Source organism: Mesotoga sp. UBA5557 (assembly GCF_002425715.1).
GTDB lineage: Bacteria > Thermotogota > Thermotogae > Petrotogales > Kosmotogaceae > Mesotoga.
Genome location: NZ_DIMV01000026.1, coordinates 1 through 12,099, shown reverse-complemented (window position 1 = coordinate 12,099; position 12,099 = coordinate 1). Strand labels below are relative to the sequence as shown.

General features: G+C 45.4%; 16 protein-coding genes. 13 read left to right on the top strand and 3 right to left on the bottom strand.

What is annotated here, in order from left to right:
* Positions 1–405 precede the first annotated feature (405 nt).
* From B3157_RS03035 to B3157_RS03025, 3 genes are all read left to right on the top strand, one after another.
* Positions 406–1,701 (top strand): ABC transporter substrate-binding protein, encoded by a 1,296-nt coding sequence (locus tag B3157_RS03035; protein WP_292588762.1) that lies wholly within the window; start codon positions 406–408, stop codon positions 1,699–1,701.
* A gap of 65 nt (positions 1,702–1,766) precedes the next feature.
* Entirely contained in the window at positions 1,767–2,648 is an 882-nt protein-coding gene (locus tag B3157_RS03030; protein ID WP_292588760.1) for a carbohydrate ABC transporter permease, read from the top strand.
* Between the two features lie 16 nt (positions 2,649–2,664).
* On the top strand, positions 2,665–3,495 hold the full coding sequence (locus tag B3157_RS03025) for a carbohydrate ABC transporter permease (protein WP_292588758.1): 831 nt from the start codon (positions 2,665–2,667) through the stop codon (positions 3,493–3,495).
* Positions 3,496–3,520: 25 nt separating this feature from the next.
* On the opposite strand, the gene B3157_RS03020 is transcribed toward B3157_RS03025, so the two are convergent.
* A complete protein-coding gene (locus tag B3157_RS03020; protein ID WP_292588756.1) occupies positions 3,521–3,919 on the bottom strand; it encodes an FMN-binding protein in 399 nt (132 codons plus the stop codon).
* 63 nt (positions 3,920–3,982) lie between these two features.
* The gene (locus tag B3157_RS03015) at positions 3,983–4,456 is read right to left on the bottom strand and encodes a flavodoxin domain-containing protein (RefSeq protein ID WP_214060742.1); all 474 of its coding nucleotides are present in this window, start codon (positions 4,454–4,456) and stop codon (positions 3,983–3,985) included.
* A gap of 242 nt (positions 4,457–4,698) precedes the next feature.
* On the opposite strand from B3157_RS03015, the gene rpsF reads away from it, so the two are divergent.
* The 10 genes from rpsF to B3157_RS02965 all read left to right on the top strand — a co-directional run bounded on the left by rpsF (position 4,699) and on the right by B3157_RS02965 (position 10,915).
* The gene (gene rpsF / locus B3157_RS03010; protein ID WP_292588753.1) at positions 4,699–5,172 is read left to right on the top strand and encodes a 30S ribosomal protein S6; all 474 of its coding nucleotides are present in this window, start codon (positions 4,699–4,701) and stop codon (positions 5,170–5,172) included.
* A gap of 3 nt (positions 5,173–5,175) precedes the next feature.
* Positions 5,176–5,637, top strand: a complete 462-nt coding sequence (locus tag B3157_RS03005; protein ID WP_214060740.1) for a single-stranded DNA-binding protein — start codon at positions 5,176–5,178, stop codon at positions 5,635–5,637.
* A 15-nt stretch (positions 5,638–5,652) separates the two neighbouring features.
* A complete protein-coding gene (rpsR, locus tag B3157_RS03000; RefSeq protein WP_099829385.1) occupies positions 5,653–5,886 on the top strand; it encodes a 30S ribosomal protein S18 in 234 nt (77 codons plus the stop codon).
* A 52-nt stretch (positions 5,887–5,938) separates the two neighbouring features.
* On the top strand, positions 5,939–6,394 hold the full coding sequence (rplI, locus tag B3157_RS02995) for a 50S ribosomal protein L9 (protein WP_099829386.1): 456 nt from the start codon (positions 5,939–5,941) through the stop codon (positions 6,392–6,394).
* Between the two features lies 1 nt (position 6,395).
* Complete coding sequence (locus tag B3157_RS02990) at positions 6,396–7,247, top strand: MBL fold metallo-hydrolase (RefSeq protein ID WP_099829387.1); 852 nt, start codon at positions 6,396–6,398, stop codon at positions 7,245–7,247.
* A gap of 33 nt (positions 7,248–7,280) precedes the next feature.
* The gene (locus B3157_RS02985; RefSeq protein WP_099829388.1) at positions 7,281–7,724 is read left to right on the top strand and encodes an NfeD family protein; all 444 of its coding nucleotides are present in this window, start codon (positions 7,281–7,283) and stop codon (positions 7,722–7,724) included.
* A gap of 22 nt (positions 7,725–7,746) precedes the next feature.
* Entirely contained in the window at positions 7,747–8,679 is a 933-nt protein-coding gene (locus B3157_RS02980; RefSeq protein ID WP_099829389.1) for an SPFH domain-containing protein, read from the top strand.
* A gap of 5 nt (positions 8,680–8,684) precedes the next feature.
* Positions 8,685–9,236 carry a hypothetical protein gene (locus B3157_RS02975; protein ID WP_292588746.1) on the top strand — a complete coding sequence of 184 codons (552 nt, stop codon included), beginning with the start codon at positions 8,685–8,687 and terminating at the stop codon, positions 9,234–9,236.
* A 63-nt stretch (positions 9,237–9,299) separates the two neighbouring features.
* Positions 9,300–9,944 carry a protein disulfide oxidoreductase gene (gene pdo, locus B3157_RS02970; RefSeq protein WP_099829391.1) on the top strand — a complete coding sequence of 215 codons (645 nt, stop codon included), beginning with the start codon at positions 9,300–9,302 and terminating at the stop codon, positions 9,942–9,944.
* Positions 9,945–9,955: 11 nt separating this feature from the next.
* Entirely contained in the window at positions 9,956–10,915 is a 960-nt protein-coding gene (locus B3157_RS02965; protein WP_292588742.1) for an NAD(P)/FAD-dependent oxidoreductase, read from the top strand.
* 43 nt (positions 10,916–10,958) lie between these two features.
* On the opposite strand, the gene B3157_RS02960 is transcribed toward B3157_RS02965, so the two are convergent.
* The gene (locus B3157_RS02960) at positions 10,959–11,942 is read right to left on the bottom strand and encodes a S66 peptidase family protein (protein WP_292588740.1); all 984 of its coding nucleotides are present in this window, start codon (positions 11,940–11,942) and stop codon (positions 10,959–10,961) included.
* Positions 11,943–12,099 lie beyond the last annotated feature (157 nt).

Sequence of the window (12,099 nt, the reverse complement as noted above, 5' to 3'; positions counted from 1 at the left end):
TCCTACTTATTGAGGAAGAGCCCTTCTTTGCATTCAGACTCTTCGGATTTGTCGGGCTTCTATCTGCAATCTTAATGACGGGCGTTTACTTCGCGATTCTAAGATCGCGATCGAATTCCAGATGAAACCCACCGGATCCAAGAACTGAGATGTATCTCTCGAAATAATGTTTCATTCCTTGATGTCAGTCTGAAAGGACCTCCGGGATGAATTGTGGATCAGTTTTTCGGAAGGGTTTGTGAGCGGTTCTTTCTTTTCAAATAACGAGAACGAAGCGATATGCGGGGTCTTACGTGTGATATCCAACTCTGTTGGCTTCTCAGGGAGCTTCTTGCGGGGGAACTCTTGGTGTTATAATTACTTCGGTATTCTGCTGTTTTCAATTCTCGAAAAGGGAGGGATCTTATGAAAAAGCTTCTTGTACTGGTTCTTCTGTGCTTGTCAATCTTTGCTTTCGGAAAGACTACAATCAACTTCTGGCACGCTATGAGTGGCAGCAGATTGGGTGCAGTTGATGCAATTGTAGAGGGATTCAACGCAGAAAACCCCGATATTGAGGTGGTTGCGCAGTTCACCGGTTCATACGCAGAGACCCTAACCAAGGCGATCGCTTCGTATCGAGCAGGAGATGCGCCTCATGTTGTACAGGTTTACGAGGTTGGACTTCAAACTATGCTTGACAGCAATGCTATCAAACCGGTCTTTGAGCTTTCCGGTCCTGGTTTTGATTGGGGAGACGTGATCGGCCCTATTCTCGATTATTACACAGTGGGCGACCAGCTCTATTCAATGCCTTTCAACTCGTCAAGTGCCATCCTATACTACAACAAAGACATTTTCAGAGCCGCTGGCCTCGATCCGAACAAACCGCCGTCGACCTTTGATGAACTATACGAGATGGGAAAGAAGATAGTCGAATCAGGGGCGGCACAGGGAGGAATCTCTTTTGGTTGGCCTGCATGGGTCTTCGAGCAGATGCACTCGGTACATGGCCAGTTTTATGCAAACAATGAGAACGGCAGAGCCGCCAAAGCGACGGAGGTTTTCTTCAACGGAGACTTCGGTGTCAAGGTCCTGGCGGAGTGGATAAAATGGGCTCAGGCGAAAGTTTTCCTTTACGGCGGCAGAGAGTATGACGCAAACCAGGCATTCCTTACCAAGCAGGTTGCAATGTTGATTCAGTCTACATCTTCTGTCAGCTCAATTGAGTCGAAAGCCGATTTCGAGATGGGAACAACCTTCCTGCCGGTTATACCAGGTTATCCGAAGGGAAATTCCGTCATTGGCGGAGCAACGCTATGGGTAATGAAGGGTCATACAGACGAAGAATATGAGGCGATCTGGAAATTCTTCCAGTACCTTATGAAGACTGAAGTTACTGCCGAGTGGCATAAGTCGACGGGTTACTTCCCAACCACCAATAGTGCAGTCAAGAAACTCATGGACGAAGGTTGGTTTGCCGAAAATCCAAATCACCTTACCGCATTCCTTCAGATACTTTCGGGAACGAGAATTCCCGAGGCTCAGGGAGTGAGACTCGGCAATTTCGTTGCCATCAGAGATGTCGTTGATGGGGCTATTGAAAAGGCTATACAGTACACCGGAACGAATTTCGAAGCAGAAGCGAAGAGAATTCTCGACGATGCGGCAAAAAAGTCGAACACGATACTTGAAGAATACACATTGATCTACGGCAAGTAGTTTTCTTTGGATCCCCTGACAGAAATGTCAGGGGATCTTTAGTATTTTCCGGACGGTGATGAGGCATGCATAGTCGTTTTCCAAACAAGCTCTTACCATACTTGCTACTTCTGCCTTCATTGGTCGTGGTCATCATCTTTTTGGTTGTTCCTACTATTCAGTCGCTGTACCTGAGTTTTTTCAGGGTCTCTCCTTTTGGCGACAAACTGATATTCGTGGGATGGTACAACTTCACCAAGCTATTCAAATCTTCAGATTACATCAGCAGCCTTGTTATAACGCTAATCTTTGCGGTTTTCGTCGTAGTGATCGGTCTGACTTTGGGAATGCTGCTTTCGGTACTTCTGAATCAGAAGCTGAAGGGGCTGCAAGTATATCGAACTCTTTTCATCTGGACTTATGCGATTTCACCGGCAATAGCAGGTACGATTTGGGCACTGATGTTCAGCCCTTCGAGCGGCCCGATTACATTCTTGCTGAAGGCGATCTTTGGAGCTAATGTTAACTGGATGATGGATGGGAAAGTTGCCCTCGTTGCAGTAATCATTGCAGCTTCGTGGAAAATGCTTGGTTATAATATAATTTTCTTCTTGTCAGGACTCCAAACGATTCCTCAAGAATTGATTGAGGCTTCTGCTATAGATGGCGCATCTAGCGTTCGGAGATTCTTTAAGATCACAATTCCGCTGTTGTCGCCGACCACTTTCTTTCTGCTGATAATGAACATGCTGTATGCCTTCTTTCAGGTCTTCGGACTGATCGACATAATGACCAAGGGCGGGCCGGGAGATGCCACGCAAGTCCTTGTATACAAACTTTACAGAGACGGATTCATAAACCTTGATACCGGTTTTGCATCCGCTCAATCAATAGTGCTTTTCGTTTTTGTAGCCATCTTGACTGTTCTTCAGTTCAGATTTGCCGAGCAAAAGGTCTTCTATGGATGATCGTGGGGTGAACTAGATGAAGCAGAGAAAATCATCGATCTTTCTGAGCTATCTTTTTCTGACAATCGCGCTCATAGCAATAATGTTTCCGATTTACTATGCCTTCACTATGAGCACATTCAGCGAGAAGGAAGCCTACTCTTTCCCTCCTAAGTTCATCCCAAGCATTCACGCATTCGATAACTATGCGACAGCCTGGAAGACCGTCAACATGGGAAGATTGATCTTCAACAGCGCATTCATTTCGATTACCGTGGCATTTGCAAAGATATTTCTTTCGATGCTCGCTGCCTTTGCTTTCACCTATTTCGGGAACTTCAAAGGGAAGTATTTCTTCTTTGCGATAATTCTGATTACCCACATGCTTCCGCTACCGATAAGAATTGTACCGACTTATGAGCTGATGAGAACTTTTGGCTGGATTAATTCATATAGAGCTCTCACGATACCGTTTTTTGCCAGCGCGACTGGAACTCTGCTTTTCAGACAGCTATTCATGACTGTTCCACCTTCGCTTTCCGACGCTGCAAGGATCGATGGAGCCGGACCCATGAGATTTCTGTTCAATGTGTTGATCCCGCTTTCAAAGACTAATGTCGGGGCGTTGTTTCTGATTGAATTCACATATATGTGGAACGAGTACCTGTGGCCTATGATAGTTACCAACAGCAATAACATGCGTGTTGTACAGATAGGAATAAAGATGCTTCTTGCAAGTGAAGCTCAAGCGGCCGAATGGAATATCATTATGGCCGGAGCCATAATCGCCATGATTCCTCCGTTGATCATGCTGCTGCTTTTCCAGAGAACTATCATGGAAGGGTTCAGTCTGAAAGAAGAGAAGTAGAACGTCAGATAAGTCTTCTATCTGTTTATGTTGTGGCATTCTCTATGGCTTTCAAAATAACCTTGCTGCTGTAAGTGGCGCCCAAGATTACAATGACCTCGACAGATTGGTTCTCTATTACGGAGGCGATGGTCGCCTCTGCCAATTTTCCTCTGCCGTGATTGTGTCTCACTATTTCAGTCGATTTGATTTCGTGTCCGGAGACCATGACGATTACTGTCACCCCTACTATCCCTGCCGCGAAATTTCCTTCATAGTCTCCATCGGTTAATTGAGAGAGATTTAGCGGTGCGAACTCAAGTGTGTCGAACTTTTTCAGTCCCTCTTCAAGTTTCGGAAAGATAAGCACCATGACGATTATGTTCAGTGCTGCAACTGCAATCCCTATCGATATGGGTACTCTGGTAAGGTACTTCAGTTTCATCGTCTTTGCTCCGGAAGATGAATTTCAGTAACTTATTGTTCGGCTGTATTATAGCAAAGCTGGCTAAGCCTCAAAGTCCTTGACAAACTTATCGATGTTGCTTGAAACAATGTGGGGCTGAGGTTTGCCTTTCGAAGCTGCCTTCAGCATCATTCTTGAAAGAAAACCCAGTCTTTCTAGATTGAACTCGCCACCAAAAAACCCTTTTGTCTTGCATTTGTCAAGAAACTCCTTAGGGAAGTTCTGAGAGAGGTACTCTCCAAAGTTCTTTTCTCCCGAACCCATGCAGAGAAATACTCCAAGCCTTTTCGACTTAAGGTCTTCAAGGTTCCTTCTCACAAATTCCGTTATCTCCTTGTTTGCCTTGCCGATTCTGATCGATGCCCCAACGATCACGGCATCGAATTCTTTGAGTTTCGGAGATGGGTCTTTCTTGATGTTGATTATCTCTGGTTCCTCAGAGAGTTTCTTTGAGATTTCGCTTGCACACTTTTCCACAGTTCCGCTCCAAGTCGAGTAGATTATCGCGGTCTTCATAAGAGACGCCTCCTACAGGTGAGGATTGGTACTTCATTGTTTAACAAATACAGGTTACATGATAAGAGACTGCGAAGCCTTAGCAGATGAATAGTTTGAGTTATCTCCGTTGCCTGTAGCGTATTTGGTGTTCAAGTCATAGATCGGACTTGAAGAATTTGGGCATTGTGTTATAATTCTATGCGTTGAATTCCCGCTTTGCCACAGAAGGCAAGGCCACAGACCAAGGGAGGAGGAAGTTAATGAGCAGGATCTACGAAACTATGTTCATAGTCTCGCCGAAGCTAGATGAAGAGAATCGGAATGCGATGGCTGAAAAGGTTAGAGACTATATTGTTGAACGAGTCGGAGGAACAATCGAGAAGTTCGACAGATGGGGTGTCAGGAAACTAGCTTACAGGGTTACAAAAGGCTTCAGCGAAGGCGACTACACGGTTATTCAGTTCAAGGCTGACCCGGAATCGGTTGATATCCTCGAGAGATTCTTTGGTATCACCCCTGAAGTTTTCAGATGGCAGACATTCAGGAGAGAAGATCTTGAAAAGGCGGAGAAAAAAGCTTTGCTGAAAAAAGACGAAGCGGCAGAACAGCCAGTGGTTGAAGAAAGCGTTCAGAATGCTGAGTCAGAAGAAGCACCGGTTGAAGATACAGCAACTGAAGAAGCGGTCGCCATTGAAGTAGAAACTACTGAAGAAGAAAAGCAGACGGAGGAGTAAGAAATGTCGATTAGCTACAATCATGTTGTCCTGATAGGTAGACTAACTCGCGATCCGGAGATCAAGTTCGCTGCCAGTGGCACTCAAATTGCAACGTTCACTCTTGCAGTTGACAGAAATGTCGCGTCATCCAATAACGACAGTACCGACTTCATAAGGATTGTGACCTTTGGAAAAACAGCGGAGTTCGTTGGCAACTATTTGACGAAAGGCAGACTTATACTTGTAGAGGGCTCTCTCAGAATTAACAAGTGGAAGACGCAGGACGGTGAATCGAGGTCAATGGCCGAGGTTGCCGCCTCCAACATACGATTCATGGAGACAAAGGCACAGGCTCAACAGAGTTCTGGAGGTTTTGAGAAATCGACTCAGGATAACGATTTGGTTGAGAGCACTGGAAACGATGACATTACGTTCTTTGGAAGCGACACGGGTGACTCCGGAAGCGACGATATCCCATTTTGAGGCAGGTGGAAGATTATGGTAAAAGACAATAGGCGAAGAGGAAGAAGCAGAAGAAAGTGCAGACTCTGCGGTACAAAGACAAAGTACATTGACTATAAGAACACTTCTTTGTTGCGCGACTACGTTACCGAAAAGGGCAAGATTATTCCAAAGAGGATTACAGGTAACTGCGCGAAACACCAGAGGATGGTGAAGGAAGCGATTCAGAGGGCGAGATTCATGGCGCTGCTTCCTTACACAAAAGAGTGATAGAGACAGTCAGGGAGGCGAATAGCCTCCCTTTTTTAAAAGGAGGTTTCTTATGAAGGTGATTCTTCTGAAAGACGTAAACAACGTTGGAAAAGCCGGTGAAGTGAAGAACGTATCTGATGGTTACGGTAGAAACTTCCTTATTCCAAAGGGGTTTGCAGTTGAAGCCAATCAGAAAGAGATGGCAAAGCTCAAGCACATTCAGAAACAGCAGGAAGAAAAGGAAGAAAGAATAAAGAAGGCCAGTGAAGATCTGTTGCACGAGCTCCAGAAACACCACTTCGTGATAAAGGCTAAGTCCGGATCTAGCGGCAAGCTATTTGGAGCAGTCACCTCCGGAGATATTTCCAGCCACATCAAGAGTTTGCTTGGTCTTGTGGTCGATAAGAAGAACATAGAGCTAGAGGAACATATCAAACAGACTGGTGAATACAAGATAGATGTTAAGCTTCCGGGAAATGTTAAAGGAAAGATTGCATTGAAAGTGGAAGGGCTGGAGGAAGACTGATTTGGAGTTTCAGATTTTCTCGAAGGCTCTCTACTCAACATGGATTCTATATCGACCCGAAAGGATACTCTTCGATGTGGGAGAGGGTATATCCACTGTTCTTGGCAACAGCGTCTATGCGATAAAAGATATCTTCCTTACCCACGGTCATGTCGATCACATTTCCGGACTCTGGGGCCTGATAAATACCCGAAACACGGCAATGGGCGACCGGAACAAGCCTTTGAGAATTAGTTTCCCCTCGGGCAACCGAGCTATCGAAGCTTACCTTGATTTTATCATTGGAATGAATCCTCGATTAAGATATAACATGATAGTCAACCCGATAAACGTCGGAGATGAAGTGTATCTTAGAACGGCAGGCAGCTTCAGGAGACATGTTACTCCCTTCAGAGTGAAACATACAATCGGCGAGATCAGCTACGGTTACCATATCTATGAAGAGAGAAAGAAGCTAAAAGAGGAATACGCCGGTCTCTCATCAAAGGAGATTGCCGGTGTAGTCAGTGAGAAAGGTAGAGAAGAGATTACTGACACTTATCTTAAGAAGATCGTGACCATCAGTGGAGACACATTCGCACTTCCTCCCGAGGTTATTGCCGATTCGGAGACGTTGCTCCATGAGTGCACTTTTCTGGTCGGGAAGGATAGAAGGAATCAGAATCATTCCAGCATTGAGGAAGTAATCGACAGTGTGAGAAATAGCAAGGGTATAAAGAGATTGATATTGTATCATATATCGGGACGGTACACATCCAAGATGAAAAAATGGCATAATATAATTAAGAAGGAACTTGACGGTTCCGAACTTGAGGTGTTTCTTGTTCACCCGGAACATGTTTTTGAACTGTAAGGTTGTTCTGAGTACTCCGGGAGGAGGTAAAGAATGGGCTACATAGGCTGGATGATTTTCGGCGTTGTCTTACTCGTGGCAGAGATAATTACTCCTACGTTCTTCTTTCTGTGGTTTTCTATTGGTTCCTTTCTCGCAGGTCTGGCATCAATGTTTTCTTTCGGTTTCGGCTGGCAGGTGCTTGTCTTTGCAGTAAGCAGCTCTTTGTTGGTGCTTCTAACAAGACCGATTGCCAGAAGGCTTTCAAAAGGTGATTCGCCGAGGAAGATGTACATAGACGGAATGGTGGGCTCTTTGGGACGTGTGATGGTCGAGATTAACCCGGTGCTGGAAAAAGGCAGGGTCAGGATAGAGGGAGAAGACTGGAGAGCCAACTCGATTAACGGTGAAGTAATACCGGTGGATACCGTGGTGAAAGTGGTGAGACTGGAAGGTACTCTGGTCTATGTCGAGAGAGTAAACGATAACACTCAGTGAATGATAGAAAGGGGGATCAGAAATGGTTTTTTGGTTGATACTTGCAGCAGTAATATTCATCATTGCAGCTTCAGGAATAAAGATTATCCGTCCGTTCGAGAAGGGACTGGTAGAGAGACTCGGAAAGTACAGAAGAGATGCAGAACCGGGTCTTCAGTTCATAATTCCGTTTATTGAAAGGATGGTAAAGGTCGATCTCAGAGAGACAGTTATCGACGTGCCACCTCAAGAGGTCATAACAAAGGATAACGTTGTCGTCACCGTTGACGCTATCATATACTTCCAGATAACCGATGCATTCAGGGTCGTATACAACGTCGCTAATTTCGAGATCGCAGCCATAAAACTGGCTCAGACAAACCTAAGGAACGTTATCGGTGAGATGGAGCTGGACCAGACACTTACCTCAAGAGAGCGAATAAACGTTACTCTGAGAGAGGTACTTGACGAAGCCACGGACAAGTGGGGAGTCAAGGTCACTAGAGTTGAGATCAAGAAGATCGATCCACCTCAGGACATAATGGATGCCATGTCCAAGCAGATGAAGGCCGAGAGAACCAAGAGAGCCGTCATTCTGGAGGCCGAAGGTTATAAGCAGTCGGAGATAACGAAAGCCGAAGGCGATAAGATGTCCGCGATACTTCAGGCCGAAGGTCAGAGCGAATCAATAAAGAGAGTCGCAGAAGCCAACAAGTTCAAGCTGATAGCAGAGGCCGAGGGTCAGGCTAACGCTATAGTTAACGTCTTCAAGGCCATTCATGAGGGTGATCCGACGAAAGACGTTATTGCTATCAGATACCTGGAGTCCCTTAAGCAGATTGCAGATGGTAAGGCAAACAAGGTCTTCTTGCCTTATGAGAGCAGTGCAATGCTTAGCTCGATAGGTGCAATGGCGGAGATCTTCAGAGAAGGGAAAGACAGTTCAGACGGCAATGAGAAGGTAAGCAAGAAGTGATCTGATTGTTAGTCAGTGATATTGTTCACATTTTTCTGAGTTTCTTAATTATTACTGTGTTGGCCACCGTCCTTTCGGTGGCCTCAGTTTTTGCCTTTCAGCGTCAAATAAGAAAACCGACTTTCTTTCTTCTGTTTATGAACATTGCCTTTGCAAATGGATTCATCTTTCTAAGTAGTATGCTATTCACGGATAATTACAGACTTCACAATCTAGTCCTCTTCCTGATCGCCTATCTCTATGTATATGGATCGTTAGGCAGACACATGTCGAGATACGATGACACATTTCGTATGTTGTTTCTTTCCATGGGGTATACGCGTCAGGAGTTCTTCAAGAAATACCTCATCGTACAGGGAAAATGGAAGTTGGCCGACTGCATCCTTACCTTTTCTGCGATCGCAACTGTCATAAGGTTCTTATCTGACCACCTGAAGTATTTCTATCCCGACGAATGGCTGCAGATAATGCTTCTATTCACAGTCATCTGCCTGACCGTTGGCGTAAGCAGATGGTTTGGCGACAGTTCTGTAAACAAGCTGTCAAAGGAAGAGTAACATACAGATGATATCATACCCCTATAGGGTATGCGTAATACGGAATTCCAAGGAGGTATAGTTATGGCAAAGTTATTTCCGGACAATACAATAAAACAGGTTAAAGAGGTCTTTGGCAGCATGGAAGGTCCTGTAAAGGCACTTCTCTTCAAGAGTGACAAGAACTGCGATTACTGTTCCACTGCCGAACAGATGTTGAAAGAACTCTCGGAAATTGAAGGAAAGATAACCTTCGAAGTTCATAATCTTGAATCGGAAATGGCCGATAAGTATCGCATTGATCTAGCTCCCAGTATAGTTCTGCTCAATCCGGACGGAGATGACAAGGGAGTAAGGTTCCTCGGCATACCGGCCGGTCATGAGTTCGGCACGCTTTTGCAGGACATTGTCTCTTTTTCTAAGGGAGCACTTCCCGAGCTTTCTGAGGACTCGATCAAGAAGATTGAAGCGATAAGTTCGCCTGTAGACATAAAGGTCTTTGTGACCACTACTTGCCCGTACTGTCCCAGGGCCGTTATCACGGCTCACAATATTGCTATGGCAAACAAGAATATTACTGCATACATGGTTGAAGCGAATGAGTTCACGGAACTGTCAAAGAAGTACGGTGTCTCTTCTGTACCACAGATTGTGATTAACGACAAGGTGACTTTCGTTGGAGCTTATCCGGAAGGTCAGTACGTAGATCAGGTATTGAAGGCCGTATAAGGAGGAGCAGAATGTCATTCTTCGAACTTGGCAGCGCAAAGAAATGCGTTTTGAGAGACTCTTATGATGTAGTTATTATTGGAGGAGGTCCTAGCGGAATCACTGCGGGAATTTATGCCGTTCAGGCAGGACTGAGTCCTTTGATCATTGAGAAGGCGCTGGATGGCGGGCAGATGAACAATACCCGGGCAGTGGAGAACTGGACGGGTTTCACCAGTATCAGCGGAATGGAACTGAGTGAGAAGATGGCTGAACACGCGAGAGCTTTTGACGTGCCTTTCACATATAGTGAGGTTGTCGATCTAGAGATCGATGAAGAGGAGAAAGCGGTTGTCCTTGACAATGGAAAAAAGATAATGTCGAAGGTCATTATACTCGCCACAGGATCGAATCCGAGAAAGCTCGGCGTGAAAGGCGAAGAAGAATTCAAGGGAAGAGGAATAAGCTATTGCGCAACTTGTGACGGACACTTCTTTTCTGATAAACACATCGCTGTAATTGGCGGAGGGAACAGTGCTCTCGATGAATCGCTTTATCTGAGCAAAATAGTTAGCAAGATAACAGTTATTCAGAATCTCCCGAAGCTAACTGCCGACAAACTTCTGCAGAAAAAGCTGAACGACACAGGCAAGGTTGAGTATGTTTTCAGTTCAGTATTAGATTCAGTTGAAGGCGATTCTCAGCTGAGAAGGTTGAACATCAGGAGTGTCGACACTGGCGAAATAACTCCGCTTGAAGTGGATGGAGTATTTGTCTTCATTGGGCTAATTCCGAACTCTCAGTTCTTGAAAGGAAAGGTGGAGCTCAACGAGTTCGGTTATGTCAAGACAAACGATTTCATGGAGACAAACAAGAAGGCCGTCTACGCAATTGGAGATGTAAGAGAAAAAGAGGTTAGACAGATAGTTACGGCAGCGGCCGATGGATCAATAGCGATTTACCACGCGGCAAGAAACTATTTCTACGATTGACTAGACTCCATAGAATAGAAAAAGAGCGCGGGACGCTCTTTTTCTATCTTATTCTTGCCTCGGGAACTGGAAGAATCTCGATTGTCCCCTTCTCCATGTCTATTTCCACCCACTGACCTACGGGAAGTACAACCTTTGGGAAGTCCCCGTGGTAACTTGGCAAACCGATCCAGACAGGAATCTCTTTGTCTAGAAAATAGTCGTGTATCACCCTCTTTATGTCGTCTAGATCGCCGTTCTTGATCTCCGTGAATCCCGCAAAAACAACACCTCTGAGAGACGAAAAGTCATCTAGATGTGCAATATTCCAAATCATTCTCTCAAGTGATTCTTTTGTCTCGCTTACATCCTCAAGCACCAGGATAGCGTCCTTCAGCGAGCCCAGATATTCAGTCCCTTGAAGGGCCTGAAACAAAGAAAGATTTGCCGGTATTAGTCTTCCGACCATCTTGCCTTCAATTACTGGAATAGACTGATAATTGAAACGAATAGTCCTCTCTCCGTTGAATATCGCTGCGATGTTGTGAACTGACTGGGTGTCCGATCCAAGCTCGACCGCAACCATAGGTCCGTGGAACGTCGTTTGACCTGTCTTGAAATAGACCGAAAGAAGCAGTGCGGTGATATCGCTGTAGCCAACCAGGGGCTTCGGGTTTGAAGCGATCAAGTCCCAATCGAGCCAGTCGAGAAGGTTATACGAGCCATAACCTCCTCTGGCAGTGATAATCGCATCATATTCTGGATTTGCGAAGGCTTCGTTCAGCTCATTAGCCTTTTCTCTAGACGAAAGCGATACCTGGCAGCTTCTTCCAACTACCACACGGTATCCAACACTTCTCAAAGCGTTAACGCCGCTCTCAAGCTTTGCTCTTTCGGGAAAGCTTGCAGGAGCGGTGACGAAAATCGTTTTGATCTCTCTCGAAATCAATACAGGCGAAGTCAAAAGAATACCAATACATACCATGATTGTCAACCATACCCTTCTCATGAAATCCTCCAGCTTGATGTGTCTACTATAGTTTGCCATTCATGAGCTCCAAAATCAACATGCAAGAGGCAACTCCCGAAAAAAAACATGCCGTTGACGAATGAGATCGAGATAAGACGAGAAAGTGCGTCGCCGAGCCATTCGCTGCGCTCACGAGAAGGCGAGAGAAAAGTTAGTCACTGCTGAAGTAAGACGC